At 68.0% G+C, this 25,753-nt stretch carries 28 protein-coding genes; 14 read left to right on the forward strand and 14 right to left on the reverse strand.

The annotated features are described in order from the left end of the window. The first annotated feature begins 70 nt into the window (after positions 1-70). Positions 71-238, forward strand: a complete 168-nt coding sequence (locus tag MELE44368_RS13560; protein WP_064891434.1) for a DUF3117 domain-containing protein — start codon at positions 71-73, stop codon at positions 236-238. A gap of 10 nt (positions 239-248) precedes the next feature. Here MELE44368_RS13560 and glgA read toward each other — a convergent pair whose 3' ends face one another. Beyond that, a complete protein-coding gene (gene glgA / locus MELE44368_RS13565; RefSeq protein ID WP_128108968.1) occupies positions 249-1,412 on the reverse strand; it encodes a glycogen synthase in 1,164 nt (387 codons plus the stop codon). A 113-nt stretch (positions 1,413-1,525) separates the two neighbouring features. Between glgA and glgC the strand changes: the two genes are divergently transcribed. Next, complete coding sequence (gene glgC, locus MELE44368_RS13570) at positions 1,526-2,740, forward strand: glucose-1-phosphate adenylyltransferase (protein WP_128108969.1); 1,215 nt, start codon at positions 1,526-1,528, stop codon at positions 2,738-2,740. Positions 2,741-2,801: 61 nt separating this feature from the next. On the opposite strand, the gene MELE44368_RS13575 is transcribed toward glgC, so the two are convergent. Beyond that, positions 2,802-3,377, reverse strand: coding sequence for a DUF4126 domain-containing protein (locus tag MELE44368_RS13575; RefSeq protein ID WP_128108970.1), 576 nt, complete (start codon positions 3,375-3,377; stop codon positions 2,802-2,804). 20 nt (positions 3,378-3,397) lie between these two features. Then, positions 3,398-4,243, reverse strand: a complete 846-nt coding sequence (locus tag MELE44368_RS13580; protein WP_264032615.1) for a sigma-70 family RNA polymerase sigma factor — start codon at positions 4,241-4,243, stop codon at positions 3,398-3,400. Positions 4,244-4,328: 85 nt separating this feature from the next. Here MELE44368_RS13580 and MELE44368_RS13585 point away from each other — a divergent pair, with 85 nt between their 5' ends. Further along, the gene (locus tag MELE44368_RS13585) at positions 4,329-4,730 is read left to right on the forward strand and encodes a hypothetical protein (protein WP_128108971.1); all 402 of its coding nucleotides are present in this window, start codon (positions 4,329-4,331) and stop codon (positions 4,728-4,730) included. Here the strand turns inward: MELE44368_RS13585 and MELE44368_RS13590 are convergent. The 5 genes from MELE44368_RS13590 to MELE44368_RS13610 all read right to left on the reverse strand — a co-directional run bounded on the left by MELE44368_RS13590 (position 4,703) and on the right by MELE44368_RS13610 (position 9,346). After that, complete coding sequence (locus MELE44368_RS13590; protein ID WP_128108972.1) at positions 4,703-5,377, reverse strand: methyltransferase family protein; 675 nt, start codon at positions 5,375-5,377, stop codon at positions 4,703-4,705. The two genes, MELE44368_RS13585 and MELE44368_RS13590, sit on opposite strands and share 28 nt — an antisense overlap. Before the next feature lie 19 nt (positions 5,378-5,396). Beyond that, a complete protein-coding gene (locus tag MELE44368_RS13595) occupies positions 5,397-7,013 on the reverse strand; it encodes an ABC transporter permease (RefSeq protein WP_128108973.1) in 1,617 nt (538 codons plus the stop codon). After that, positions 7,010-7,924: an ABC transporter ATP-binding protein gene (locus MELE44368_RS13600; RefSeq protein ID WP_128108974.1), complete on the reverse strand. Its 915-nt coding sequence runs from the start codon at positions 7,922-7,924 to the stop codon at positions 7,010-7,012. The genes MELE44368_RS13595 and MELE44368_RS13600 overlap by 4 nt, the downstream gene beginning before the upstream one ends. Beyond that, the gene (locus tag MELE44368_RS13605; RefSeq protein ID WP_128108975.1) at positions 7,899-8,561 is read right to left on the reverse strand and encodes a TetR/AcrR family transcriptional regulator; all 663 of its coding nucleotides are present in this window, start codon (positions 8,559-8,561) and stop codon (positions 7,899-7,901) included. The genes MELE44368_RS13600 and MELE44368_RS13605 overlap by 26 nt, the downstream gene beginning before the upstream one ends. A 125-nt stretch (positions 8,562-8,686) precedes the next feature. Continuing rightward, complete coding sequence (locus MELE44368_RS13610; protein WP_128108976.1) at positions 8,687-9,346, reverse strand: O-methyltransferase; 660 nt, start codon at positions 9,344-9,346, stop codon at positions 8,687-8,689. Between the two features lie 177 nt (positions 9,347-9,523). Here MELE44368_RS13610 and sigE point away from each other — a divergent pair, with 177 nt between their 5' ends. From sigE to tatB, 4 genes are all read left to right on the forward strand, one after another. Next, positions 9,524-10,282, forward strand: coding sequence for an RNA polymerase sigma factor SigE (gene sigE, locus MELE44368_RS13615; protein WP_128108977.1), 759 nt, complete (start codon positions 9,524-9,526; stop codon positions 10,280-10,282). A 90-nt stretch (positions 10,283-10,372) separates the two neighbouring features. Next, positions 10,373-10,768 carry an anti-sigma E factor RseA gene (gene rseA, locus MELE44368_RS13620; protein WP_128108978.1) on the forward strand — a complete coding sequence of 132 codons (396 nt, stop codon included), beginning with the start codon at positions 10,373-10,375 and terminating at the stop codon, positions 10,766-10,768. Between the two features lie 77 nt (positions 10,769-10,845). Continuing rightward, the gene (gene htrA / locus MELE44368_RS13625) at positions 10,846-12,336 is read left to right on the forward strand and encodes a serine protease HtrA (RefSeq protein WP_128108979.1); all 1,491 of its coding nucleotides are present in this window, start codon (positions 10,846-10,848) and stop codon (positions 12,334-12,336) included. Between the two features lies 1 nt (position 12,337). After that, entirely contained in the window at positions 12,338-12,748 is a 411-nt protein-coding gene (gene tatB, locus MELE44368_RS13630; protein WP_128108980.1) for a Sec-independent protein translocase protein TatB, read from the forward strand. 15 nt (positions 12,749-12,763) lie between these two features. On the opposite strand, the gene MELE44368_RS13635 is transcribed toward tatB, so the two are convergent. The 5 genes from MELE44368_RS13635 to MELE44368_RS13655 all read right to left on the reverse strand — a co-directional run bounded on the left by MELE44368_RS13635 (position 12,764) and on the right by MELE44368_RS13655 (position 18,013). Next, positions 12,764-13,405 carry a VldE C-terminal domain-containing protein gene (locus MELE44368_RS13635; protein ID WP_206613764.1) on the reverse strand — a complete coding sequence of 214 codons (642 nt, stop codon included), beginning with the start codon at positions 13,403-13,405 and terminating at the stop codon, positions 12,764-12,766. A gap of 63 nt (positions 13,406-13,468) precedes the next feature. Further along, entirely contained in the window at positions 13,469-14,608 is a 1,140-nt protein-coding gene (locus MELE44368_RS13640; RefSeq protein ID WP_128108982.1) for an Mrp/NBP35 family ATP-binding protein, read from the reverse strand. 33 nt (positions 14,609-14,641) lie between these two features. Then, positions 14,642-16,087 carry a lytic transglycosylase domain-containing protein gene (locus MELE44368_RS13645; protein ID WP_164890104.1) on the reverse strand — a complete coding sequence of 482 codons (1,446 nt, stop codon included), beginning with the start codon at positions 16,085-16,087 and terminating at the stop codon, positions 14,642-14,644. Positions 16,088-16,181: 94 nt separating this feature from the next. Then, positions 16,182-16,724, reverse strand: a complete 543-nt coding sequence (locus MELE44368_RS13650; RefSeq protein WP_128108983.1) for a DUF1003 domain-containing protein — start codon at positions 16,722-16,724, stop codon at positions 16,182-16,184. Continuing rightward, positions 16,721-18,013: a magnesium transporter MgtE N-terminal domain-containing protein gene (locus tag MELE44368_RS13655; RefSeq protein WP_128108984.1), complete on the reverse strand. Its 1,293-nt coding sequence runs from the start codon at positions 18,011-18,013 to the stop codon at positions 16,721-16,723. Before MELE44368_RS13655 ends, MELE44368_RS13650 begins: the two co-directional genes overlap by 4 nt. A gap of 25 nt (positions 18,014-18,038) precedes the next feature. Between MELE44368_RS13655 and MELE44368_RS13660 the strand changes: the two genes are divergently transcribed. Then, the gene (locus tag MELE44368_RS13660; protein ID WP_128108998.1) at positions 18,039-19,007 is read left to right on the forward strand and encodes an HpcH/HpaI aldolase/citrate lyase family protein; all 969 of its coding nucleotides are present in this window, start codon (positions 18,039-18,041) and stop codon (positions 19,005-19,007) included. A 10-nt stretch (positions 19,008-19,017) separates the two neighbouring features. Here the strand turns inward: MELE44368_RS13660 and MELE44368_RS13665 are convergent, their stop codons facing one another. Next, a complete protein-coding gene (locus MELE44368_RS13665; RefSeq protein WP_128108985.1) occupies positions 19,018-19,656 on the reverse strand; it encodes a DUF4190 domain-containing protein in 639 nt (212 codons plus the stop codon). A 106-nt stretch (positions 19,657-19,762) separates the two neighbouring features. Between MELE44368_RS13665 and MELE44368_RS13670 the strand changes: the two genes are divergently transcribed. The 6 genes from MELE44368_RS13670 (at position 19,763) to MELE44368_RS13695 (ending at position 25,545) form a co-directional block, all read left to right on the forward strand. Beyond that, positions 19,763-20,290, forward strand: coding sequence for a general stress protein (locus MELE44368_RS13670; protein WP_128108986.1), 528 nt, complete (start codon positions 19,763-19,765; stop codon positions 20,288-20,290). Between the two features lie 236 nt (positions 20,291-20,526). After that, on the forward strand, positions 20,527-21,924 hold the full coding sequence (locus tag MELE44368_RS13675; RefSeq protein ID WP_128108987.1) for an ABC transporter substrate-binding protein: 1,398 nt from the start codon (positions 20,527-20,529) through the stop codon (positions 21,922-21,924). Continuing rightward, positions 21,921-22,865 (forward strand): carbohydrate ABC transporter permease, encoded by a 945-nt coding sequence (locus tag MELE44368_RS13680; RefSeq protein WP_128108988.1) that lies wholly within the window; start codon positions 21,921-21,923, stop codon positions 22,863-22,865. Before MELE44368_RS13675 ends, MELE44368_RS13680 begins: the two co-directional genes overlap by 4 nt. Before the next feature lie 13 nt (positions 22,866-22,878). Further along, complete coding sequence (locus MELE44368_RS13685) at positions 22,879-23,703, forward strand: carbohydrate ABC transporter permease (protein WP_206613765.1); 825 nt, start codon at positions 22,879-22,881, stop codon at positions 23,701-23,703. A 4-nt stretch (positions 23,704-23,707) separates the two neighbouring features. Next, complete coding sequence (locus MELE44368_RS13690) at positions 23,708-24,943, forward strand: ABC transporter ATP-binding protein (protein WP_128108990.1); 1,236 nt, start codon at positions 23,708-23,710, stop codon at positions 24,941-24,943. After that, positions 24,940-25,545, forward strand: coding sequence for a suppressor of fused domain protein (locus MELE44368_RS13695; RefSeq protein ID WP_128108991.1), 606 nt, complete (start codon positions 24,940-24,942; stop codon positions 25,543-25,545). Before MELE44368_RS13690 ends, MELE44368_RS13695 begins: the two co-directional genes overlap by 4 nt. Positions 25,546-25,753: the final 208 nt, after the last annotated feature.

Below are 25,753 nucleotides of genomic sequence, written 5' to 3' on the forward strand. Positions count from 1 at the left end.
GTGGGCACTCTCGGCCCGACCGAGCCCGCTGGTTGCCCCGGCGGGCGGCTCATTGTGGAGGGAGCACTCGATGGCGGCGATGAAGCCCCGGACCGGCGACGGTCCTCTGGAAGCGACCAAGGAGGGGCGCGGCATCGTGATGCGAGTACCACTGGAGGGCGGTGGGCGACTCGTCGTCGAACTGACTCCCGAAGAAGCCGCGGCGCTCGGCGACGAGCTCAAGAAGGTCACCAGCTAGTTCTCGCGGCCTACGAGCACACCTTGCGATAGATCTCCAGGGTCTGCTCGGCGATATGGGCCCAGGCGAATTCCTGGATGCAGCGCTGTCTGCCCGCCTGTCCGTAACGGCGCGCCCTGTCGGGGTCGGCCACCAACTCGTTGACCGCCTGCGCCAGCCGCTGCTCGAACCCGGCCGGGTCGTCGCGGGCGTAGCGCACCAGCAGGCCGGTCTGGCGGTCGGCCACCACCTCCGGGATTCCCCCGACGTCGGAGGCCACCACCGCCGTCGCACATGCCATCGCTTCGAGGTTGACGATGCCCAGCGGTTCATACACCGACGGGCACACGAAAACCGTCGCGGCGGAAAGTATTTCGCGGATCTTGCCGATCGGCAGCATCTCCCGGACCCAGAACACCCCGCTGCGGGCGGCGGCCAGCTGCTGCACCGCCTCGGTCACCTCGGCGGCGATCTCCGGGGTGTCGGGCGCGCCGGCGCACAGCACCAGTTGGACGTCGGGTGCGAACCGGTGGGCCGCGGCGACAAGATGCGCGACGCCCTTCTGCCGGGTGATGCGCCCGACGAACGCCACGATCGGGCGTGACAGATCCACGCCCAACTCGGCCAGCACCGAGTCACCCGGTTCGGGCGGCGACGGATACCAGACGTCGGTGTCGATGCCGTTGCGCACCACGTGCACCCGGTTGGGGTCCAGCGCGGGATAGGTGCGCAGCACGTCGTCGCGCATTCCCGAGCTCACCGCGATGACCGCGTCGGCGGCCTCTATCGCCGTCTTCTCCACCCACGACGACACCCGGTAGCCGCCGCCGAGCTGCTCGGCCTTCCACGGGCGCATCGGCTCCAGGGAGTGCGCGGTCAGCACGTGCGGGACGCCGTAGAACAGCGCGGCAAGGTGGCCCGCCAGCCCGGTGTACCAGGTGTGCGAATGCACGACGGTGGCCTGCCCGGCAGCGTTGGCCATGTTGAGATCGGCCGACAGCATCGCCAGCGCGGGGTTGGCGCCGACCAGGGCCGGATCGGGTTTCGCGACGACGGCATCCGAGCGGGGCGCGCCCATGCAGTGCACGTCGACCTGGCACAGCTGTCGCAGCTTCGCGACGAGTTCGGTGACGTGCACCCCAGCCCCGCCGTAAACCTCGGGTGGGTACTCCCGGGTCATCATCGCCACCCGCATGCCACCGACGATAGTGAGGACGGTCGGTCACCGCAGCCCCCGATGAGGACCAGCCGGCGAAACGATGGTGTCAATGGCTGGCAGCGAACAGAACCGGCCGATAGGTTTGAAAGATGAGGGAATTGCCACACGTGCTGGGCATTGTCCTGGCCGGCGGCGAAGGCAAGCGGTTGTATCCGTTGACCGCTGATCGCGCCAAACCGGCGGTTCCCTTCGGCGGCGCGTACCGGCTGATCGACTTCGTGCTGTCCAACCTCGTCAACGCCCGGTATCTGCGGATCTGTGTGCTCACCCAGTACAAGTCGCATTCGCTTGACCGCCACATCTCGCAGAACTGGCGGCTGTCCGGGTTGGCCGGCGAGTACATCACCCCGGTGCCCGCCCAGCAGCGGCTGGGGCCGCGGTGGTACACCGGTTCCGCGGACGCCATCTACCAGTCGATGAACCTCATCTACGACGAGGACCCCGACTACATCGTCGTGTTCGGCGCCGACCACGTCTACCGGATGGACCCCGAGCAGATGGTCCGGTTCCACATCGAGAGCGGCGCGGGCGCAACGGTCGCGGGCATTCGGGTGCCCCGCGCCGAGGCCACCGCGTTCGGGGTCATCGACGCCGACGAGTCGGGCCGCATCCGCGCCTTCGTGGAGAAGCCCGCGGATCCGCCCTCGGTACCGGACAATCCCGACGAGGCGTTCGTGTCGATGGGCAACTACATCTTCACCACCAAGGTGCTCATCGATGCCATCCGCGCCGACGCCGAGGACGACCACTCCGACCACGACATGGGCGGCGACATCATTCCGCGACTGGTCGCCGACGGCATGGCCGCCGTGTACGACTTCAACAACAACGAGGTGCCCGGGGCCACCGAACGAGACCACGGCTACTGGCGTGACGTCGGCACCCTCGATGCGTTCTACGACGCGCACATGGATCTAGTCTCGGTACACCCGGTGTTCAACCTGTACAACAAGCGCTGGCCGATCCGCGGCGAGATGGAGATGCTGGCACCGGCGAAGTTCGTCAACGGCGGCTCGGCGCAGGAGTCGGTGGTCGGTGCGGGCAGCATCATTTCGGCGGCCTCCGTGCGCAATTCGGTGCTGTCGTCCAATGTCGTCGTCGACGACGGAGCCATCGTGGAGGGCAGCGTGATCATGCCCGGAACGCGGGTCGGCCGCGGCGCGGTGGTGCGTCACGCGATCCTCGACAAGAACGTCGTGGTCGGCCCCGGCGAGATGGTGGGTGTGGATCTCGAGAAGGACCGTGAGCGCTTCGCGATCAGCGCCGGCGGTGTGGTCGCGGTGGGCAAGGGCGTCTGGATCTGAGCCCCGTACCCGCGAAATAGCATTCCGGGTCGCGAATCACCCGGGTTGGCTGCCGTGGCTGCTATCTCGGCGCTCGGCGTCGGCGTCGTAGCCGCCACATCGCCCACACCAAGGCGATCACGGCCACCAACACCAGGATCGGCACCAGGATCGCCAGGAACACCAGGCCGAGGCTGGTGGCGTCCTCGACGGTGCTCAGCACGGGGGCGGCCACCCCGGCGGTGGCGACGTTGGCGGCAGGGCGCACCGTCGACTTGGTCAGCGAAACCCCCAGCGCCACAACGACACCGATCAACACCGGGATCCACTGCCCGGACTGGGCGAACGCGCCGGGATCGGTGACCGCGGACGTCTGCGCCGCGGTGCCCGACCCGAACACGATGCCGCCCGAGGTCGGCCGCACGAAGGTCTGAACGGCGTCGTTGACGGTGTCGAGCGCGGGCACCTTGTCGGCGATGATCTCGACGACCAACAACACCGCGACGATCGCCATCACCCAGCCGTTCTCCAGCCAGGCCCAGCCGTGCGGCAGCGTGACCAGATCGGTGAAACGCGACAACAAGCCGAGGGCCAGCAACGGGATGTAGGCGTTGAGTCCCGCGGCGGTGGCCAACCCCAAGCCGGTCAGCACTTCCACATCGGCATTATGCGCGTCGGTCAGTCCAATACGGCCAGTTCGAACCGATGGAGGCGCTTCGGGTCGGCATCGATGGTGATCTCGGTGATCGCGTCGCCGCTGACCGTGAAGCGCAACACCATCGTCAACCGACCGCCGGGCGCGACGACGATGGCGGGCAGCCCGTCGACCAACGCGGGCTCGGCGAATCGGGCGTTGGCGGAGAACCGGTGCGCATTGGTCGCGACGGCTTCGGCGCCGCTGATCGTGACGGGCCTGCCGGCGGCGGCCGCATCGACCCGCAGCACCACATCGTCGTTCAACACCGTGAGCAGTGCCTCGAAGTCGCCGTTGCGCGCCGCCGCCAGAAACGCGTCGACGAGCTGTCGTTGACGCACGAAATCCGTCGTCTGCGCTGTCCTGCCGCGCACACGGCGGCGGGCCCGCGCAGCCAGCTGGGCCGCGGCATTCTCGGAGCGTCCCACGATCGGCCCGATGTCGGCGTAGGGCAACTCGAACATGTCGTGCAGCACGAACGCCAGCCGCTCGGCTGGGGAGAGGGTCTGCAGGATGACCAGCAGCGCCACCCCGATCGAATCGGCAAGCAGCGCTTCCTGTTCCGGGTCGGTCACCTCGGCGGGGATGTCATCGCCGTCGCCGAGTGGGTCTTCGGCACGCGTGCCGCGGGCGCGCAGCATGTCCAGACAGATCCTGGCGACGACGGTGGTCAACCAGCCGCGCAGGTTACGCACGTCGCTGACGTCGGTGCGGTGCAAGCGCAACCACGCGTCCTGCACGGCGTCGTCGGCCTCGCTGACCGAACCCAGCATCCGGTAGGCGACCGCATGCAGGTGCGCCCGGTGCTGTTCGACTGCGTCCGTGCTCACCGCGCCTCCCACGTCATACTGCGCTCCTTCCGGCCGTCATATCTATGACGGATTAGGGCGCACCGACATGACGGGAGGTTGGTAGATGACGGCGCTTCGGGTGATTCTTGTCGTGCACGGCATGATCACGCTGGCCGGAGGCGTGGTGCTTGCGGTGTTCCCGACCGCTATCCCGGCGCTCGTGGGCATCACGGTGGAGCGAGGTGACTATCTTCTCGTCTACCTTGTCGCCGCAGCCGAATTCGCTGTTGTGGTGCTGTCGTTCGGGGCGGTGCGTCTGACCGACCGAACCGCGTTGGGGCTCGTCATCGCGACGCTGGTGGTGCTGCACGGGACGAGCGGTGTCCTCATCCTGGTCTATCTCGCGCTGACGCAGGTGAATGCCGCGATGGTCGTCGCGACGGTGGCGCGGTTCGCGGCGGTGGCCGTGCTGCTGACGGTGTGGTGGTCGGCGCGGACTCACCAGACGTACGGCACGAGCCGGTAGCGCACCTTGGTCATGTACTGGTCGTAGCCGGCCAGTTGCTGTTTCAGCATCTTCTCCTCGTCGTCGATCCGGGCCGCGAGGATCAGCAGGGACGGCACGATCGGCAGGAGTCCCCAGTACGAGTCGAGGGCGAGCGGCGTGCCGACCATCATGATCAGCGTCCCCAAGTACATGGGATGCCGCACAAGGCCGTACAGCCCGGTCGAGACCAGCCTCTGGTCGTCCTCCACGGTGATGGTGGCCCCGGCGTAGTTGTTCTGGATGATCACGAGCTGGGCGACGGTGAGCCCCGTCCACACGAGCACGTTGCCGACGACGACCACCGGCGTCGGGACCGTCGACCATCCGAATCGATGGTCGAACGCGCTGATCACCAGAACGGCGACGACGGAAAGTATGGTGCCGGCGATGATGACTTTCTGCACCATCCGGGTTTCGGCAATCGGGCCCGCGCGCATGCGCCGCCGCAACGCCTCCGGCATCTTCACCATCAGGTAGATGCTCGGACCCATCGTTCCCACGAGGAACACGGCGATGAAAACCCAAGCCTGCCAGTAGTCGAACGTGCCGGCGGGCCAGAACAACGCCAAGCCGAAGAACACGAATCCGAAGATCATGGATGCCAGGGTCTGAAGCGCGATCTTCATGGCTTGCTCCGTTTTTTCGTCAGATCGCGTCGCGCCGGCGATACGCGAGGCCGCTGAGAACTGTCAACGCCGCGGCGACGACGACCATCACCACCATCGCCGTCACCGGCATGTCCATCGGCACCGTGGTCTGGCCGACGGGCGACAGGCCGAGTAGCCACCGCGGAAGCCGCAGCAACGCACCGAAATACAGCGACACAATCACGAATGTGACTGCCAGCCAGGCGATCCAGGTCTGCCGCAACGCGAACGCGATCGCTGCGATGCCCGCGATCGCCGCCATCGCCGGAAGGTGCGCCAAGGCGGCGACCGTCAGGCGGGCGACGGTTTCGGGCTCGCCGAGCGCGATGCCGGTGCCCAGCCCGTTACCCAGGCCGGCGCTGAGCAGCAGCACGAATGCACCGACCAGCGATGCCGCGACCGCCGAAAGCAGCCAGTACCACCGCGAGACCGACCCGGCCAGCACCGCCTCGGTGATCCCGGATTGTTCGTCGGCATTGAGCCGCAACACGGCGAGCGCGACGAACGCGGTGACCGCCGCGGCCAGAAACTGGGTCATCGAGGTGTAGATGCCGTCGTATCCCTGCGCGGAGAGCATGCGCGCGACCAGCTCGTTCTCCTCGGCCATGTCCAGCAGCGACTGGGTCAGCGACCCGAATGACAGGCCGGCGAGGAACAGTCCGACCGACCAGCCGATGATCTGGCCGCGCTGCTGCACCAGGGTCAGCCCGAGCACGCCGCGGATCGGTGGGGCGTCGGGATTCTCGCCGCCGGACGGCAGCCTGCCCACGTCGTACTCGCGGGACCGCTGCAGCGCGGCGGCCGCCACCAACAGCACACCGGCCAGCGCGACGAGCATCGCCAGCGGCCACCACCGCAGATCGACGAATGCCCGCATCTGTTGTGCCCAGGCGATCGGCGAGCACCAACTCAGTGCGCTGCCCGAATGTTCGATCACGTCGCCGACCCCGCGGATCACCACCGCGGCGGCCAGCACCGCCATCGCCGCGCCGGTCGCGATCCGCGCCGTGCGCCACAACTGCGCCGTCACCGCCGCGACGCCGCCGAACACCATTGCGACGCCTGCGATCCCGAAACTGACGGCCGCGGAATCGATCAGGTCCAGCCCGGTCGCGGCCGTCGCAGCGGTCATCGTCACCGCAAGCACCGCGTTGAGCCCGGCGACGAGCAGGATCGCGGCGCCGATGCGGGCGTACCGCCCGACCGGCGCCGCCAGCACCAGTTCGGCCGCCCCGCTCTCCTCTTCGGCGCGGGTGTGGCGCACGACGGTGAGGATGGCCAGGATCGAGGCGGCGATGATGACGCTGAGCATCACCTCGTTGGCGAACATCGCGCCGATGTCGGTTTCATTGTGGCCGAACATCGGACCGCTGAACATGATGCCCGCCGGGGTCTTGATGAGATTGGCCCGCGCGATGCGATCGGCCTCCTCCGGATATGCCAGTTCGAACGCGGCGGGGGTGTACCACATGGTCAGCGTCAGCGCCGCGATCCACACCGGCAGCCGGATACGGTCGCGGCGAAGCGCCAATGCGGTGAGCCGCCCGATGCCGGTCAGCGACGAATCCGAACGGCGGGCATGGCGGGCGGCGACCGGAGTCGTGGTGGCCGTCATGGTTGTGCCCCTTGATATTCCCGCAGGAACATGTCCTCGAGTGACGCAGGCGAGACCGAGAGTTCGTCGATGCCCAGCGTGGTCAGCTGGCCCATCGCGCGGTCCAGGTCGTCGCGGTCGACCGAGAACTTGCTCATGCCGTCGTCGACGGTGAAGTCGTGCACGAAGTGAGCCGAGCGCAGCCCGTCGACAGGTGAGCGGGTGCGGACCTTCACCGTGGTGCGCATCAGGTGCCGCAACTCGGCGAGTCGCCCGGATCGCACGGTGCGTCCGGCGCGGATGATCGTCACCGAATCGCACAGTCGCTCCACCTCGGCCAAGATGTGACTCGACAGCAGCACCGATGCGCCGTTGTCGGCTGCTTCGCGCATGCATTGCTGAAACGCCCTGTCCATCAACGGGTCCAGCCCAGAGGTGGGCTCGTCGAGGATGTAGAGCTCGGCGTTGGTGCTGAACGCTGCGACCAGCGCGACCTTCTGCCGGTTGCCCTTGGAATAGGTCCGGGCCTTCTTGTCGGGGTCCAGTTCGAAGCGTTCGATCAACTCGTCGCGGCGTTTCATGTCGAACTCGTCGCGAAGGCTTGCCAAGAAGTCGATGGCCTGTCCGCCGGTCAGGTTGGGCCACAACGTCACATCGCCGGGCACGTAGGCGATCCGCCGGTGCAGCGCCACCGCGTCGTGCCACGGGTCCCCGCCGAGCAGCCGCACGCTGCCCCCGTCCGCGCGCAGCAAGCCGAGCAGGACGCGGATGGTGGTCGACTTGCCTGAGCCGTTCGGCCCGAGAAATCCCGCGATGCTTCCGGGTTCGACGACCATGTCCAGGCCGTCGAGCGCCTTGGTGTTTCCGAAGCGCTTCTTCAGCCCATGTATTTCGACGGCGGGGATGTCAGCTCGTCGCGACGTCGTAGTCATGTGCCTCTCCCTGGGTTTGGTCCTGGCCGCGGAACGCGTCGTACATGGTGGAGTCGACCATCAGGCCCTCGGTGAACACCTCGAGGGCCGGCAGCATCATCTCCTCGCTGTAGTCACGCAGCACGGCGCGTAAATCGGTTGGGGTGTCGTGCAATTGCAGGAACATCAGGAAGCTGCCGGCGCCGCTGAGCGCCACGTACCTGGCTCGCGCTGCGGGGTCGCGGCTGGGTTTGAGGACGCCGTTGCGCACGCCCTCGTCCATGTACTCCTCGGCGTCGGCGATCATCTTGCGCCACAGCGTCTTTGCCAGCTCACTGCCGGACTGCATACTGCGCACGAGGTACGCCATCAGCGGGGCGTAGGACTCGATCTCGGCCATCTGGGCGAACCACGTCGCCGGATCGTTGGCCCGCATCGACTCCAGCTTTCCGCTGCGTACCTCTTCGGCGATGTAGTCGTCGCAGGCTTTTCGAAGGCCCTCCTTGGAGCCGAAGTGGTGGATCACCAGCGCGGCCGAGACGCCGGCCGCCTCGGCGACCGCCCGCAGGCCCACGTTGAACCCGTGCTCACCCCACTGGGCGATAGCGGCATCGCGGATCCGCGCGCTGGCCGTGCGATCGTCAGGCGCTGAACGCATGTTCAGTATGCTAAACGCGCGTTCAGCTGATGGTCAAGCCTCCGCCGCGAGCAGACGTGTACACCCCCAAAATTCGCGGAAAGAGGGGGTGTTCGCGTCTGCTCGCGCGGGAAAGGGAAAGGGAATCAGTCGCGGGCGGCGGCGAGCAGGCCGTCGCCAAGCGGAATCAGCACCGGTGTGAGTCGCTCGTCCTCGGCGATCAACCGCGCGGCCTCGCGCACGGCAGTCACCTCGGCGTCGTTGGCGCGGGGATCCCCGGCGCGGCCGTCCAAGGCGGCGTGGTGCACCACGATCGCGCCGCCGGGCCGCAGCAGCCGCACGCCCTCGACGACGAACTGCGGCTGATCGATCGGGTCGGCGTCGATGAACACCAAGTCGTAGGACTCGTCGGCCAGCCTGGTGAGCACTTCCTGCGCCCTGCCGCTGATCAGCCGCGTCCGGCCGGGCCCGATGCCCGCCTCGGTGAACGCCTGCTTGGCGATGCGCTGGTGCTCGGGTTCGACGTCGATCGTGGTGAGCACGCCGTCCTCACGCATGCCCGACAACAACCACAGCCCGCTGATCCCCGCTCCGGTGCCCACCTCGACCACGGCCTTGGCCGCGGTCAGCTTCGCGAACACGCACAGCAGCGCCCCGACCGCCGGGGTGACCGCGTCCGCCCCGATGTCGTCGGCGCGCTCCCGGGCCGCCGCCACTATCGCGTCCTCGGAGATCGACTGCTCGGCGTGCGCGACGATCGACTCAGCGCGGCTTTGCTGACCGCTGCTGTCGTCGGTGCTTGCCATGCCCGCAGCGTAGAGCCAACCCGCGCGGCCCGACAGCCCGACACGCCCGGACCGCCAGGGCGGAATCGGGCCGGAGCGGCGCGGTTTTCGCAGGTGAAAAACGGGTAGAAAGCATTCTCAGGAAACGTTCAGTTTGCTCATATGCGAACCACACCAGGGTCGGAGACCGTATTGCCCATGGACGACGGCACACGCTGGCACTACGGGAATAAGCACCCCGACTTTCGCGTTTTCGCGGACATCGAGCCGTCGATACGCAATGACGGCTGTGACCAGGAGGATTTGACGATCAACTCACGTGCTCTCAACGCTCCGGTTTCCATGGCCCACCTGCCGCAATACACGGACGGGTCGTGGGTCGAGCCCGCCGACGAGCTGACTGGCACCGCGGTGTTCGACGCCACCGGTGACAAGTCGACGATGCCGTCGTGGGACGAGCTGGTGCGTCAGCACGCCGATCGGGTGTACCGCCTGGCCTACCGGCTTTCCGGCAATCAGCACGACGCCGAGGACCTGACCCAGGAGACCTTCATCCGCGTCTTCCGCTCGCTGCAGAACTACCAGCCCGGCACGTTCGAGGGCTGGCTGCACCGCATCACGACGAACCTGTTCCTCGACATGGTGCGCAGGCGGGCCCGCATCCGGATGGAAGCATTGCCGGAGGACTACGAGCGGGTGCCCGCCGACAGCCCGAACCCCGAGCAGATCTACCACGACTCGCGGTTGGGCCCCGACCTGCAGGCCGCGCTCGACTCGCTGGCCCCGGAATTTCGCGCCGCGGTCGTGCTGTGCGACATCGAGGGTCTGTCCTACGAGGAGATCGGCGCCACGCTCGACGTCAAGCTGGGCACCGTGCGCAGCCGCATCCACCGCGGACGCCAGGCGCTGCGCGAATATCTGGCCAAGCACAGCAACGAGACGGCAACAACAGCCTGACTCGCGGGCCCTCGGCGCATGCGCCGCGCTACATTCGAGGGTAAGCACCGGCAGTAAGCACCGAAAATGCGAAACGAAAGGAGCTCGGTGATGGTCGACCGGGGACATGTGTTCCGTCGGGCGTTTTCCTGGCTGCCTTCTCAGTTCGCCTCGCAGAGCGACGCACCGGTCGGCCCGCGGCAGTTCAGCTCCACCGAGCACCTCTCCACCGAGGCCATCGCCGCGTTCGTCGACGGTGAGCTGCGGATGACCGCGCACCTGCGTGCGGCCAGCCACATGTCGCTGTGTCCGCAGTGCGCGGCAGAGGTGGACGCCCAGCGTCAGGCGCGGGCGGCGTTGCGGGAGTCGCGCCCCGTCGACATGCCGGCGGAACTGTTGGGCCTGTTATCGGAGATCCCGCGGCAAGCTCCGTGCCAGCCATCCGCGGAGGCTGAGTCGACGCAGTTTGCTGAGGGCGTGACGCGATCCTGGCGTAAGCGCCGGTAGGGTAGTGCGGACAGAAGCAGCAGCTCGCGTGGGCGATCGCGGGCGCTTCCACAGCTTCCACAGAGGATGATTGACGCGTGACCAACCTGGACCAGTCCGGCCGCGAGCGCCTCGAACCGCGTCCGGTTTCGCGTCCCCCGGTGGATCCGGCGGCGCGACGCGTGTTCGGCCGCCCCGATGGGGTCAGTGGATCGTTCGTGGGCCTGGACCGGTTCCGGGACAACGCGGAGTTCACCCCGAGGGACCACACCCCCGACCCCGTGTTGGCCGAGGCGTTCGCCAAGCCGCATCCAGCCGCCGAGTCGCTGCAGCGTCATCCCGCCGACGCCGGCGCACTGGAGGCCGAACGCGACGGGCAGGGCGCCGACCCGGGCGCCGATCCGTGGCGCGATCCGTCAGCCCCGGTGGCCCTGGGCACCCCGGCGCTTCGGGAGGCTCCGCACGCGCACGCCAACGTCAGCATGGGCAAGCTCGGCGTACGAGACGTGCTGTTCGGCGGCCGGGTCTCCTACGTCGCGCTGGCGGTGCTGGGCATCGCCGCCATAGTCATCGGGTTCGCCGGCGGTTGGGTGGGCCGGACGACGGCCGAGGTGGTCGAGGCGTTCACCACGTCGAAAGTGACGTTGGACGTCAGCGACACCGACCAGCTACCCGAGGGCCGGTTCGCCAAAGTGGCTGCGGCGGTGGCTGATTCGGTCGTCACGATCGAGGCCAAGAGTGACCAGGAGGGTTCGCAGGGCTCCGGCGTCGTCGTCGACCCCCGCGGCTACATCGTCACCAACAACCACGTCATCTCGGAGGCCGCCAACAACCCGAGCAAGTACAAGATGACCGTGGTGTTCAACGACGGCAAGGAAGTGCCCGCCAACCTCGTCGGGCGCGATCCCAAGACCGACCTGGCCGTGTTGAAGGTCGACAACGTCGACAACCTCACCGTGGCCAAGATGGGCGACTCCGACAACCTCAAGGTCGGTGACGAGGTGATCGCCGCCGGCGCTCCGCTGGGGCTACGCAGCACGGTGACCGCGGGCATCATCAGCGCGCTGAACCGGCCGGTGCCGCTGTCGGGCGACGGTTCGGACACCGACACCGTCATCGACGGGCTGCAGACCGACGCGCCGATCAACCACGGCAACTCCGGTGGGCCGCTGATCGACATGGACGGCAACGTCATCGGTATCAACACCGCGGGCAAGTCGCTGTCGGAGAGCGCCAGCGGCCTCGGCTTCGCGATCCCGGTCAACGAGGTGAAATCCGTTGTCGAGACGTTGATCCGCGACGGCAAGATCGCGCATCCGACGCTGGGCCTGACGGCCCGCTCGGTGAGCAACGAGTTGGCGTCCGGGGCGCAGGTGGCCAACGTCAAGGCAGGCAGCCCCGCGGAGAGAGCCGGCATCCTGGAGAACGACGTCGTCGTCAAGGTGGGGGACCGGAAGGTCGCCGACGCCGACGAATTCGTCGTCGCGGTCCGCCAGCTCAAGGTCGACCAGCCGGCCCCGATCGAGGTGCTGCGCGACGGGCGCCCCGTCACGCTGACGATCACGCCGATCCCCGACAACACCGTCTGACATGTTCGCCAACGTCGGCTGGGGCGAGATGCTCATCCTGGTCATCGCCGGGTTGGTGATTCTCGGACCCGAACGGCTGCCCGGGGCGATCCGCTGGACGGCGGGCGCGCTGCGGCAGGCCCGCGACTACATCAGCGGTGCCACCAACCAGCTGCGCGAAGACCTCGGCCCGGAGTTCGACGATCTGCGAGAGCCGTTGGGGGAGCTGAACAAACTGCGCGGCATGTCGCCGCGCGCCGCCCTCACCAAACACCTGCTCGACGGCGACGACTCGATCTTCACGGGCCGATTCGACCGGCCCTCGGTGGACAAGCCGGTGAGCTCACCGGCGCCGACCCCGCAGGTGCCGCCATCGTCGGCCGCCCCGCCGCAACCGCCCGCGACGACGCCGTTCGACACCGACGCCACCTGAGGCGCGGGTCGAGGCTCAGATGAAGTACTTCTCGTCCCCGGTCGGGTATCCGCCGCCGTTGGTGGCGATGTGGACGTGGTCGAAGTGGTTGGCGGTTTCGTTGCCGTAGTCGGCGGTCCAGCTCGGCGCGCCGACACCCGGATAGAACCCCTGGCGCCAGATGACGTGGATGACGCCCCACCGTTTGGCGTTGGCCAACGCGAAGCCGGCGATCTGGTTGCCGAGCTCGACGCCCTTCTCGCTGCCGTGGTTGGGAATCATCACGTCGAGGGCCAGGCCGTTGGGATGCCACTTCAGGGGATCCTGGCGGAAGCCGCCGATGGTGCTGACCTCCGGGAACAGCACGGACAGGGCGCGGGCCACTCGAATGGTGTTGACCTGCAAGCCGTTCTCGGGCGCGACACCGGGCGGTAACTCGAAGGGGACCGCCGCGCTGGCCACCGGCGCGCTCGCGGCCATCAGCTCGGCCTCGGTGGGGGTGTAGATCGGGGGCTCGCCGGGGGGTTTGGCCACAGGGGCGTTCGGCGCGGGGTTCGCGGCGGGGGTGTGGACGGGGCCCTCGGCGGTCTGGGCGTAGATCAGGCCCGCGGACAAGACGATCGAGGCGACCAGCGCCAACCACCGGCCGCGGCCGTTGGCTAACCGGTCTTTACCCACGGACAGCACTGTAACGCCGTGAAATGCGCCCTGTGGCGATGTTCGGCATCGGACACGCGACCGTTATTGCCGGCCCGCCGGATCCAGACCGAGGGACATGCCGGCCAGGCCGCGCTTGCGGCTCGCCAGCGCGTCGGCGATGCGGCGCAACTCCTTGCCGGCCGCCGAGTCCGGCGCCGAGAGCACCAGCGGCACCCCCGAGTCGCCCGCCGTCACCAGGGCGGGATCCAGCGGCACCTGGCCGAGCAACGGCACGTCGGCGCCGACGGCACGCGACAGCCGCTCGGCGACCTGCGCGCCGCCGCCCTCACCGAAGATCTGCATCGTGGTGCCGTCGGGCAGCTGCAGCCCGGCCATGTTCTCCACCACGCCGACGATGCGCTGGCGGGTCTGCAGCGCGATCGCGCCGGCGCGCTCGGCGACCTCGGCCGCCGCCGCCTGCGGGGTGGTGACCACGAGGATCTCCGCGCCCGGGATCAGCTGGGCCACCGAGATGGCCACGTCCCCGGTGCCCGGCGGCAGGTCGAGCAGCAGCACGTCCAGATCGCCCCAGTAGACGTCGGCCAGGAACTGCTGCAGCGCGCGGTGCAGCATCGGTCCGCGCCACACTACCGGGGTGTTGCCCTTGGTGAACATCGCGATCGAGATCACCCGGACGTCGTGGGCGACCGGCGGCAGGATCATCGACTCGACCTGGGTCGGGCGGTCGGTGGTGCCCATCATCCGCGGCACGGAGTGGCCGTAGATGTCGGCGTCGAGCACGCCGACCGAGAGGCCGCGCGCGGCCATCGCGGCCGCGATGTTCACCGTGACACTCGACTTGCCGACCCCGCCCTTACCGGAGGCGACGGCGTAGACCCGGGTCAGCGAGCCCGGCTGCGCGAACGGGATGACCGGCTCGCGCGCGTCGCCGCGCAGTTGCTTGCGCAGTTCGGTACGTTGCTCGTCGCTCATCACGTCGAGGCTGACCTTGACCGCACCGGTGCCGGGGACATCGGCGACGGCGCGGCTGACCTGATCGGAGATCTCGGTCTTCTTCGGACACGCGGCGGTGGTCAGGTACACCTCCACGTGGACGCCGCCGTCGGGTTCGGCGGTGACGTTCTTCACCATGCCGAGCTCGGTGATCGGCCGCCGCAGCTCGGGGTCGATCACCTTGGTCAGCGCGGTACGGACCGCAGTTTCAAGGTCAGATCCGGACACGCCCCCGAGTCTAGGCCGACTCGAAAAGCGTGATTAAGCCACCGGTCCCGGCAGTGGCCCGGGGGCAGCGGGCGCGGCGACCGGACCTGGTGCGGGACCTGGTGCCGGACCTGGAGCGGGCCCGGGCGCGGGCGGCATCGGGCCCATCGGGGCGGGCGGTGCCAGCGGCCCCGGCGGTGCCGGTGGGGCCAGCAGGGGCGGTCCCGGCGGCAGCATCGGCTGCGCCTGGGGCGGCCCGCCGAGCGCGGGCTGCAACGGTGGCGGCGGAACGGTGTCCTCGATGCAGAACACCGCGCACTGCGGCTGCGGCTCCGGCTGCTGCATCCACGGCGGCGTCCACGGCGGCGGCACCGGCGCTTCCGGTTTCGGCGGCAGCTGCGGCATCGGTCCGGGCAGCGGTCCGAGCTGTTGACCTGGGGCGAAGCCCGGCACGCTGGCAATCTGGTTGGCGACGCTGTCACGCTGCAGCAGCGACATCAGCGCCATCGGATCCCCTTCGGGCAGCGCCAGCGCGTTGATGGGCAACCCGGGGCCCAACCCTTCGTAGTTCTCCAGGTGCATGTCGCCGACGCCGAGCGAGGGAACCGAACCGGTGATCGGCGGCAGGTCCATCGGGACCACGCCGGTGGCGTAGGCGGCGGCCCAGCCCATCACGTTGCGGGCGTAGGCCACCGAGTTGTTGTAGCGCAGGATCGCGGCCATCACGTCGGACTGGTTGCGCAGGTTCATCCCGCCGCTGCACAGGTAACGGGCCGCAGCCAGCGTCGAGTCGAACAGGTTCTGCACCTCGGCCTTGCCGTCGCCGTCGCCGTCGGAGGCGTAACGCGCCCAGGTGCCCGGCAGGAACTGCATCGGCCCCATCGCGCGGGCATAGGTGACGCGATCGGCGGTGCGGCTCTGCACGATGATCTCGTTTCCGGGCAGTGTGCCGTCCAGCGTGGGGCCGTAGATCGGTCGGACCGCGGTGCCGCTGGCGTCGGTGGCGCCGCCGTTGGCGTGCATCGACTCGATACGGCCGATGCCCGCCAGCAGGTTCCAGCTGACACCGCAGTTCGGTTGGGCCGCGGCCATGATCCGCTCGGCGTTGCGGTACGCCGACAACGCCATCCCTGGAATACCCAGTGCGCCAGGCGAGTTCACCACGGCAGCGGGCGGGGGCGAGGACGTCGAGGTGGAGGCGATGTGGAAGGGTGACGGCGACTTGGTGACGGCGACGACGGAGGCGCCGGCGCGGTTCCCCGGCGAGGGTTCGACGGCGGCCAACGGCGTCACCGCCGCGTCGCGCACCTGCGTCCGGGTGGACTGTGCGGACGCACCGACGCTGCCCGCCAAGATGACGGGGGTGATGATGGCCACGGCCATGCCCGCCCGGACCCGGGGCGGGGACAGCACTTCATGCACACGCGGATTCGGCTTTTTCAGCACGCGCCCCGCTTGGCGCCGCACAGCCTTGAGGGCGGCGACTCCCCTTATGTGCACTCAACCGTCCTTGTCTGCGATCGCTTGTGAACCAGGTCACCATACCTAGTCGATAACGGTGTTGTTACAGCAATCGCGTTAGACGATGCAAGCGTTATCTCCGGGCGCGCCGCTCCACACCCTCGGCGCGGCCGGTGTCGTCGTCGGTGACGGCCCCCGGTTGCTGTAATTGGGCCAGCATGTCGCGCAGCTCGTCGAGTTCCCGGCGCAGATAGTCGCGGGTCGCGACCTCGCCGACCGCCAGCCGCAGAGCGGCCAGCTCACGAGCCAGGTATTCGGTGTCGGCCTTGGTCTGTGCCGCCCGGCGACGGTCCTCGTCGAGCGCCACCCGGTCGCGGTTCTCCTGCCGGTTCTGTGCCAACAGGATCAACGGCGCCGCGTAGGCGGCCTGCGTCGAGAACGCCAGGTTGAGCAGGATGAACGGATAGGGGTCCCAACGCAGGCTGACAGCAAACAGATTCAGCGTGATCCAGACGACGACGAGGATCGTCTGCCAGGCCAGATATCGGCCGGTGCCCAGAAACCGGGCGATCCCCTCGCTGACCCGGCCGACCGCCTCCGGGTCGTAGTTGAGCCCGAACCGGCGCCGCGACGTCAGCGGCGTGTCCAGCCGGCCCCTGGGCGACGGCTCGGTCATGGCGCCCCCTCGGCGCCGAAGAGCTCGGGTTCTTCGGTCTCGCGCCAGTCTTCGGGCAGCAGGTGGTCGAGCAGGTCGTCGACCGAGACCGCGCCCAGCAGATGGTTCTCGTCGTCCACGACCGCCCCGCAGACCAGGTTGTAGGCCGCGAAATACCGCGTCACCGCCGACAGCGAGTCCTCGGGCGCCAGGTTGGGCAGATCGGTGTCGACGATGCCGCTGACCAGGTCGGCCGGCGGCTCGCGGAGCAGCCGCTGCAGATGCACACAGCCGAGATAGTGGCCGGTCGGAGTGGCCGTCGGCGGGCGCACCACGAACACCAGCGAGGCCAACGCCGGGGTCAGATCCGGGTCACGGACCCGCGCCAGCGCCTCGGCCACCGTGGTGTCGGGCGCGAGCACGACCGGTTCGGAGGTCATCAACCCGCCCGCGGTGTTGGGCGAATGCGACAGCAGCCGGCGCACGTCCTCGGAGTCCTCCGGGTCCATCCGGCGCAGATAGTGTTCGGCCTCCGACGGGTTCATCGCGCCCAACAGGTCGGCGGCGTCGTCGGGGTCCATCGCCTCGAGCACGCGGGCCGACCGCTCGGCGGGCAACCGCTTGACCATGTCGGTCTGGTCGTCCTCGGGCAGTTCCTGCAGCACGTCTGCCAGCCGTTCGTCGTCGAGGGCGTTGATCAGCTCATAGCGCCGCTTGACGGGCAGTTCGCGGATCGCCTCGGCGACCTCGACCGCGCGTTGCCCCTCGAACTGTGCGAGCAGCTGCGCGACGCCCTGGTCGGGCATCGCCAGCCCCGACGGCGTCAGCCCGTGCACCCGCCGCCAGTCGACGACATACACGTTGCTGCGGCGGCCCAGCCGACGGTGTTGGCGCACGGCCACCTTCGTGACCACCCAGTCCCGGGTGCGGGTCTGTTCGATGCCCAAATCGACGACGATCAGGTCGATTCCGGCCAGGTGTTCCAACTCGGGATCGTCGACACGGACCCGGGTTTCGATGATCTGGCCCAGCACCAGCACCTCGCCCGGGCGCTGAGCGAACCGGCGCAGCGAGACACTGCCGGTCGCCAACGTCACCGCGCCCGGCTCGATCGACGTCACGCGCAGAATCGGAACGAAAATCCTTCGGCGGGTGAGCAATTCGAGGACAAGCCCAAGCACCCGCGGTTGTTGACGCACGATGCTGATGCTGACCACCACATCGCGGACGCGGCCGATGGACTCACCGTCGGGGCCCAGTACCACCATCCCCGCGAGTCGGGCCGCATAGACCCTGTTCACCGCCGCCATACGTCAAAGGGTAGAGAGTGTGGTTGTGGAAAACCGGTATCGACCCCGCAGAACGGTGCTCTCCGTTCCCGGCAGCAGCGCCAAGATGATCGAGAAGGCGAAGTCGCTTCCCGCCGACGAGGTGTTCCTCGACCTGGAGGACGCCGTCGCACCCGATGCCAAGGCCGAGGCCCGCACCGCCGTCGCCGCCGCGTTGGCCGAGCCCGGCTGGTCGGGCCAACTGCGCGGGGTGCGGGTCAACGACTGGACCACGCCGTGGACCCACGCGGACGTCATCGAGGTGGTGTCGGCCGTCGGGTCGGCACCCGACGCGTCGCTCGACATCGTCGTGCTGCCCAAGGTGACCGACGTCTCGCACATCCAGGCCATGGACCTGTTGCTGACCCAGCTCGAGACGACACACGGTCTGCCGGTGGGCGGCATCGGGATCGAGGCCCAGATCGAGAACGCGCAGGGCCTGACGAACATTGATGCGATCGCCGCCGCGCCGCGGGTGCAGGCGCTGGTGCTGGGGCCGGCCGACATGGCGGCCAGCCTGAACATGCGCACGCTCGAGGTCGGCGAACAGCCCGAGGGCTACGACGTCGGCGACGCGCATCACCACGTGTTGATGCGGATCCTGATCGCCGCGCGTACCCACGGCATCCTCGCCATCGACGGACCGTTCCTGAAGATCCGCGACGTCGACGGGTTCCGCCGGGTGGCGGGTCGCTCGGCCGCGCTGGGTTACGACGGCAAGTGGGTGCTGCACCCCGACCAGATCGCCGCGGGCAACGAGATTTTCAGCCCCCGGCAAAAGGATTACGACCACGCCGAGCTGATCCTCGAGGCCTACGAGTGGCACACCTCGCGCGCCGGCGGCGCCAGGGGCGCGGCGATGCTCGGCGACGAGATGATCGACGAGGCCAGCAGGAAGATGGCGCTGGTGATCGCGGGCAAGGGCCGCGCGGCGGGCATGGTCCGCAAGGAACCGCCGTTTCAGCCGCCGTCCTGACCCGGGACGGTCAAGTGCTCAGGAACGCGATGCCCGTGACGACGCTGATGAGGAAGGTCACGGCGCCGATCGCGATGCCGGCGATGGCCAACCCGCGCCCGCCCTCACCGGAGGTCTTGATCTGGTTGAGCGCGATGATGCCGAGCACGATGCCGATGATCGACCCGATGCCGCACAAGAACGGCACCACTCCGATGACCGAGGCCACCAGCGAACCGATCGCCATCGAGTTGACCTTCTGGCCCGGGGCGCCGTACGCACCGCCGTATCCGGGCGCCGGATAGCCCGCAGGCCCGTATCCGGGTGGCGGTGGGCCGTATCCGGGCGGTGGGGGCCCGTACCCCTGCGGAGGGGCGCCGTACGGCGGCGGCGGTGGCGGCGGGGGATAACCCGGCGCGCCCAACCCTGATGGAGCGGGGTACGGCGGCGGCGGAGGATAGCCGCCCGGTGGCGGATAGCCGGCGGGGTAGCCCGGTGCCTGATAGGGCTCGCCCGGCGCGCCGAAAGCCGGCGGCGGCGTGTAACCGGGTTGATCGGTGGCCTGCTCTTGCGCTTCCGACGGCGATTCGGTCGACTGGTCCTGTGCCTGCTCGACCGGTGTCGGCTCGGATGGTGTCGTTTCTCCTGAGTCCTCGCCGGGATTTGTCATGCTGTTCAACCTAGCGCAAGTGCTGGGCACGATCGCGGCCGCTCATGCGTTGATCTTGGTGGGAGAATCACCTGATCAGGCGGTTGATTAAGGAGATTGAGTACCGATGACCAGCCCGTTTCAACCTGGACCGAACCCTGGCGCGGCGCCGGGAACGCCGAGTGTGAGACGCGGTGCTCCTCCGTCCCTGCCGACGCCGCCGAAGGGATGGCCGATCGGGTCGTATCCCACCTACGCCGAAGCCCAGCGGGCCGTCGACTATCTGTCGGATCAAGAGTTTCCGGTACAGCAGGTGACGATCGTCGGTGTCGACCTCATGCAGGTCGAACGGGTCACCGGCCGGCTGACATGGCCGAAGGTGCTCGGCGGCGGAGTCCTGACCGGTGCGTGGCTGGGTTTGTTCATCGGGTTGATTCTGGGCTTCTTCAGCCCGAACCCGTGGAGCGCACTGGCCACCGGCCTGATCGCGGGTGTGTTCTTCGGGCTGATCACGTCGGCGATCCCGTATGCGATGGCACGCGGCACAAGAGATTTCAGCTCCACGATGCAGCTGGTGGCGGGACGCTACGACGTGTTGTGTGACCCGCAGAACGCCGAACGCGGGCGGGATCTGCTGGCGCGCTTGACCATCTAGTTCCCCCCTACTCGCGAGCGTGCGCGTTTGCGGACGACACGCCGTCTGATTCCGCGAGTTTGCGCACGTTCGCGATTGCGTAACGGTCTGCGACGCGCGCGTCCCTGGTGTTGCAAATCACGCGTAACTCGCCATACGGTTTGCGCGCGGGAGATTCCCGCCGGAGCCGCCCCGGCGGCGACACTGGAGAGCGGCGCCGCTCCGGCGGCGACATCAACGCGGACTGGAGGCGGGTGGTGCGCGCACGGCGGCTGAGCGCTGCGGTGTTGGCGGCGGTGACGACGGCGTCAACCGTGGCGGCGTGCGGTTCGGACAGCGGCGGAATCGTCATCAACTACTACACCCCGGCTAACGAAGCGCAGACCTTCACGGCGGTCGCCAACCGCTGCAACGAACAGTTCGACGGCCGGTTCACGGTGCGACAGGTCAGCTTGCCCAAGGGCGCCGACGATCAGCGGCTGCAACTGGCCCGGCGGTTGACCGGCAACGACAAGACGCTCGACGTGATGGCGCTGGACGTGGTGTGGACGGCCGAGTTCGCCGAGGCCGGTTGGGCGCTACCGCTTTCCGATGATCCGTCGGGCCTGGCCGAGGCCGACGCCACCTCCAACACACTGCCCGGACCGCTGGAGACGGCCAAATGGCAGGACCAGCTCTACGCGGCGCCGATCACCACGAACACCCAGTTGCTCTGGTACCGCGCGGATTTGATGGACGAGCCGCCGACCACCTGGGACGGTATGGTCGCGGAGGCGACGCGGCTGCACGCCGCAGGCAAGCCGAGCTGGATCGCCGTGCAGGGCAAGCAGTACGAGGGTTTGGTGGTGTGGTTCAACACGTTGCTGGAAAGCGCCGGCGGACAGGTGCTTTCCGAGGACGGCAAGACCGTCACGCTGACCGACACCCCCGAGCATCGCGCCGCCACCGTCAAGGCGCTGCAGATCATGAAAGACGTTGCCACCGCGCCCGGCGCCGATCCGTCGATCACCCAGACCGATGAGACGACCGCACGGCTGGCTTTGGAGCAGGGCAAAGCCGCGCTGGAGGTGAACTGGCCCTACGTCCTGCCGTCGCTGTTGGAGAACGCCGTCAAGGGCGGCGTGAACTTCCTGCCGCTCAACGAGCGGCCCGACCTTCAAGGCAGCATCAGCGACGTCGGCACGTTCTCGCCGACCGACGAGCAGTTCGAGGCCGCTTACGAGGCCAGCAAGGACGTGTTCGGCTTCGCGCACTATCCCGGTGTGTTCCCCGGCCAGCCGGCCAAGGTGACGCTCGGCGGGCTGAACCTGGCGGTGGCCAAGACGACCCAGCACCGCAAGGAGGCGTTCGAGGCGATCCGCTGCCTGCGCAACATCGAGAACCAGCGCTACACCTCGGTGGAGGGCGGTCTGCCCGCGGTGCGCGCCTCGCTGTACGACGATCCGACGTTCCAGGCCAAGTACCCGCAGTACGAGATCATCCGCGACCAGCTCACCAACGCCGCGGTGCGGCCAACGACGCCGGTCTATCAGTCGGTGTCGACGCGGATCTCGGTGACGCTGGCGCCGATCTCCGCGATCGACCCCGAGCGCACCGCCGACGAACTGACCGAGCAGGTGCAGAAGGCCATCGACGGTAAGGGGCTGATTCCATGACCGCGACGGCTCCGGCGGCTCCGGCGGCTCCGACGGCGAAGCGCCCCACCGCGCGCGCAGGCACCGACGACCGCAAATCCGAGCGGCGCCTGGCGTTCTGGCTCATCTCGCCGGCGGTGTTGCTCATGCTGGCGGTCACCGCCTACCCGATCGGCTACTCGGTGTGGCTGAGCCTGTTGCGCTACAACCTCGCCACCCCCGACGACACGGCGTTCGTGGGGCTGGAGAACTACGTCACCGTGCTGACCGACCGCTACTGGTGGACGGCGTTCGCGGTCACGTTGGCGATCACGGTGGTGTCCGTGGCGATCGAGTTCGTCCTCGGCATGGCGCTCGCGCTGGTGATGCACCGGACGATCTTCGGAAAGGGCGTGGTGCGCACCGCGATCCTGGTGCCCTACGGCATCGTCACCGTCGCCGCGTCGTACAGCTGGTACTACGCATGGACGCCGGGCACCGGTTATCTGGCCAACCTGCTGCCCGAGGGCAGCGCGCCGCTGACGCAACAGATTCCGTCCCTGGCCATCGTCGTGCTGGCCGAGGTGTGGAAGACGACACCGTTCATGGCGCTGCTGCTGTTGGCCGGTCTGGCGCTGGTGCCGCAGGACCTCCTCAACGCCGCCCAGGTCGACGGCGCAGGTGCATGGAAGCGACTGGTCAAGGTGATCATCCCGCTGATCAAACCGGCGATCCTGGTGGCGCTGCTGTTCCGCACCCTCGACGCATTCCGCATCTTCGACAACATCTACATTCTGACCGGCGGCGCCAACGACACCGGGTCTGTCTCGATCCTGGGCTACGACAACCTGTTCAAGGCCTTCAACCTCGGCCTGGGGTCGGCCATCTCGGTGCTGATCTTCCTGTCGGTGGCGGTCATCGCGTTCATCTACATCAAGATCTTCGGTGCCTCCGCACCCGGATCCGACGAGGAGCGACGCTGAGATGGCTGAGCGGGTGGATGCCCGGCGTGTGACGGGCTGGACTGTCGTCAATCTCCTGGTGATCGTCTACGCGCTGCTTCCGGTGCTGTGGATCCTGAGCCTGTCGTTGAAACCCACGTCAACCGTCAAGGACGGCAAGCTGATTCCCGACGGGATCACCTTCGACAACTACAAGGGCATCTTCCAGGGCAACGTGTTCACCTCGGCGCTGGTCAACTCGATCGGCATCGGCCTGATCACCACGTTGATCGCGGTCACCATCGGCGGCATGGCGGCCTACGCGGTGGCCCGGCTGGACTTCCCCGGCAAGCGTCTTCTCATCGGCGTGGCGCTGTTGATCGCGATGTTTCCCCAGATCTCGCTGGTGACACCACTTTTCAACATCTGGCGGAACACCGGGCTGTTCGACACCTGGCCGGGCCTGATCATCCCGTACATCACGTTCGCGCTGCCGCTGGCGATCTACACGCTGTCGGCGTTCTTCCGGGAGATCCCATGGGATCTGGAGAAGGCAGCCAAGATGGACGGGGCCACGCCGTGGCAGGCGTTCCGCAAGGTCATCGCGCCGTTGGCCGCACCCGGCATTGTCACCGCGGCGATCCTGGTGTTCATCTTCGCGTGGAACGACCTGCTGCTCGCGTTGTCGCTCACCGCGACAGAGCGCGCGATCACCGCGCCGGTCGCGATCGCCAACTTCACCGGCAGTTCGCAATTCGAGGAGCCGACGGGGTCGATCGCGGCGGGGGCGATGGTCATCACCATCCCGATCATTATCTTTGTTCTCATCTTCCAACGACGGATCGTCGCCGGCCTGACGTCCGGTGCGGTGAAGGGGTAGATCGATGGCCGAAATCGTGTTGGACCGGGTGACCAAGAGTTACCCCAACGGCGCAACGGCCGTTAAAGACCTGTCGCTGACCATCGCCGACGGTGAGTTCATCATCCTGGTGGGGCCCTCCGGTTGCGGAAAGTCCACGACGCTGAACATGATCGCCGGTCTGGAGGACATCACCTCCGGGGAGTTGCGCATCGACGGTGAGCGGGTCAACGAGAAGGCGCCCAAGGACCGCGACATCGCAATGGTGTTCCAGTCCTATGCGCTCTACCCGCACATGACCGTGCGGCAGAACATCGCCTTCCCGCTGACCCTGGCGAAGATGAAGAAGGACGAGATCGCGCGCAAGGTCGACGAAGCCGCGAAGATCCTCGACCTGACCGAACTGCTGGACCGCAAACCCGCGCAGCTGTCCGGCGGGCAGCGGCAGCGGGTGGCCATGGGTCGGGCAATCGTGCGCAACCCCAAGGCTTTTCTGATGGACGAGCCGCTGTCGAACCTGGACGCCAAACTGCGCGTGCAGATGCGGTCGGAGATCGCGCGTCTTCAGGACCGGTTGGGCACCACGACTGTCTATGTCACCCACGACCAGACCGAGGCCATGACGTTGGGCGACCGGGTGGTGGTGATGCTGGCCGGCGTGGCCCAGCAGGTCGGCACCCCCGATGAGCTCTACAAGTATCCCGTCAACCTGTTCGTCGCGGGCTTCATCGGTTCCCCGGCGATGAACTTCATGCCGGCCACCATCACCGACGTCGGCGTGCGGCTGCCGTTCGGCGAAGTGACGCTGACCCCGGAGGTTCACGATCTGCTGGCCCGGCGACACGCCCCCACCAACGTCATCGTCGGCATCCGGCCCGAACATCTCGAGGACGCCGCGGTGCTCGACGTGTACGCGCGGATCAGCGCGCTGACGTTCGACGTGAAGGTCGACTTGGTCGAGTCGCTGGGCGCCGACAAGTACCTGCACTTCAAGACCGAGGGCGCCGGAGCGCAGTCCGCGCTGCTCGCGGAGTTGGCCGCCGAGTCCGGCACGGGTGAAAACGAGTTCGTCGCACGGGTTTCCACCGAGTCCGCCGCCAGACAGGGCGACACGATCCAGTTGGCGGTCGACACGTCGAAGTTGGTGATCTTCGATCCGGAGTCGGGCAGGAATCTCACCCTGCCCGACGAGGACGCCGGCGCTGCGCCTGCGGCACCGTCGCCGCCCCCCGCACCCGCCGCAGAGCCGCCGGCCGAGTGATCGACGTCCTGGAGCGGGTGCGCGGACACGTCCGCGAGCATTTCGCCAGGGCCGGCATCACCGCGGCACCCGACGCGGCCGGCGTCACGTTTCTGGGCACCGAGAAGATCGACGTGCTGCGCTTCGGACCGGACAGCCGCCCGGGGTTCGAGGACGTCGTGCACTATGTCTCTCTTGGCTGTTCGCGCCATCCGATGTTCGACCCCACCGAGATGGTCACCGACGCGCTGCACGGTCCGCGAGCCGAGATCTGCGTCGCGCTGCGCGGAGCCACACCGCGCGGGCTGGTGCGCTCCATCGCGATCGTCGCGGCCGCCCCGGCCGTCGAAGGGCTGGTGCTCGAGCCCGGCGCGCTCATCGATCTCGAGTCACCGCTGTGGGAGGGCGCCCCGTTCACCGCGTTCCTGCTGCACACCAGCGACATCGACGACGTCGCGTTGACGCCGCCGCTGCCGCCGGTGACGGTGTTGTCGGCGACGCCGATCACCGCGACCGAGGCGGCCTGGGTGCGGCTCAAGGGCGCCGACGCCATGCGCGAGGCGTGGCAGCAGGACGGCGTCGACGTGCTCGACCCACGGCGGCGAGCCGCCAGACCGACCTGAGCGGTCCCGAAACTGCATTCCAGCGGGAAAAGTGCGAGAAGGACCCTGCTGAAATACTGTTTCGGCGCCGTCACCGCGCCGCGCTCCTGGCGTCGTCGGCACCGATAAAAGCAGGCTGACGGCGGTGCGCTAGGTTCGTGCGGAAACCATCTGGATCCTAGCCTCGATTTTTCATCGGACTTGATGTCGGCTCAGTTTGATGGTGAAT

Origin of the sequence: Mycolicibacterium elephantis DSM 44368 (assembly GCF_004014805.1) — a bacterium.
Classification (GTDB): domain Bacteria; phylum Actinomycetota; class Actinomycetes; order Mycobacteriales; family Mycobacteriaceae; genus Mycobacterium; species Mycobacterium elephantis.

Excerpts from the sequence above, each read along its gene's own strand:
- MELE44368_RS13560 (WP_064891434.1), top strand. The coding sequence starts at position 71 with ATGGCGGCGATGAAGCCCCGGACCGGCGACGGTCCTCTGGAAGCGACC.
- glgA (WP_128108968.1), bottom strand. The coding sequence starts at position 1,412 with ATGCGGGTGGCGATGATGACCCGGGAGTACCCACCCGAGGTTTACGGC.
- glgC (WP_128108969.1), top strand. The coding sequence starts at position 1,526 with ATGAGGGAATTGCCACACGTGCTGGGCATTGTCCTGGCCGGCGGCGAA.
- MELE44368_RS13585 (WP_128108971.1), top strand. The coding sequence starts at position 4,329 with ATGACGGCGCTTCGGGTGATTCTTGTCGTGCACGGCATGATCACGCTG.
- MELE44368_RS13590 (WP_128108972.1), bottom strand. The coding sequence starts at position 5,377 with ATGAAGATCGCGCTTCAGACCCTGGCATCCATGATCTTCGGATTCGTG.
- MELE44368_RS13595 (WP_128108973.1), bottom strand. The coding sequence starts at position 7,013 with ATGACGGCCACCACGACTCCGGTCGCCGCCCGCCATGCCCGCCGTTCG.
- MELE44368_RS13600 (WP_128108974.1), bottom strand. The coding sequence starts at position 7,924 with ATGACTACGACGTCGCGACGAGCTGACATCCCCGCCGTCGAAATACAT.
- MELE44368_RS13605 (WP_128108975.1), bottom strand. The coding sequence starts at position 8,561 with ATGCGTTCAGCGCCTGACGATCGCACGGCCAGCGCGCGGATCCGCGAT.
- MELE44368_RS13610 (WP_128108976.1), bottom strand. The coding sequence starts at position 9,346 with ATGGCAAGCACCGACGACAGCAGCGGTCAGCAAAGCCGCGCTGAGTCG.
- sigE (WP_128108977.1), top strand. The coding sequence starts at position 9,524 with ATGGACGACGGCACACGCTGGCACTACGGGAATAAGCACCCCGACTTT.
- rseA (WP_128108978.1), top strand. The coding sequence starts at position 10,373 with ATGGTCGACCGGGGACATGTGTTCCGTCGGGCGTTTTCCTGGCTGCCT.
- tatB (WP_128108980.1), top strand. The coding sequence starts at position 12,338 with ATGTTCGCCAACGTCGGCTGGGGCGAGATGCTCATCCTGGTCATCGCC.
- MELE44368_RS13650 (WP_128108983.1), bottom strand. The coding sequence starts at position 16,724 with ATGACCGAGCCGTCGCCCAGGGGCCGGCTGGACACGCCGCTGACGTCG.
- MELE44368_RS13655 (WP_128108984.1), bottom strand. The coding sequence starts at position 18,013 with ATGGCGGCGGTGAACAGGGTCTATGCGGCCCGACTCGCGGGGATGGTG.
- MELE44368_RS13665 (WP_128108985.1), bottom strand. The coding sequence starts at position 19,656 with ATGACAAATCCCGGCGAGGACTCAGGAGAAACGACACCATCCGAGCCG.
- MELE44368_RS13670 (WP_128108986.1), top strand. The coding sequence starts at position 19,763 with ATGACCAGCCCGTTTCAACCTGGACCGAACCCTGGCGCGGCGCCGGGA.
- MELE44368_RS13680 (WP_128108988.1), top strand. The coding sequence starts at position 21,921 with ATGACCGCGACGGCTCCGGCGGCTCCGGCGGCTCCGACGGCGAAGCGC.
- MELE44368_RS13690 (WP_128108990.1), top strand. The coding sequence starts at position 23,708 with ATGGCCGAAATCGTGTTGGACCGGGTGACCAAGAGTTACCCCAACGGC.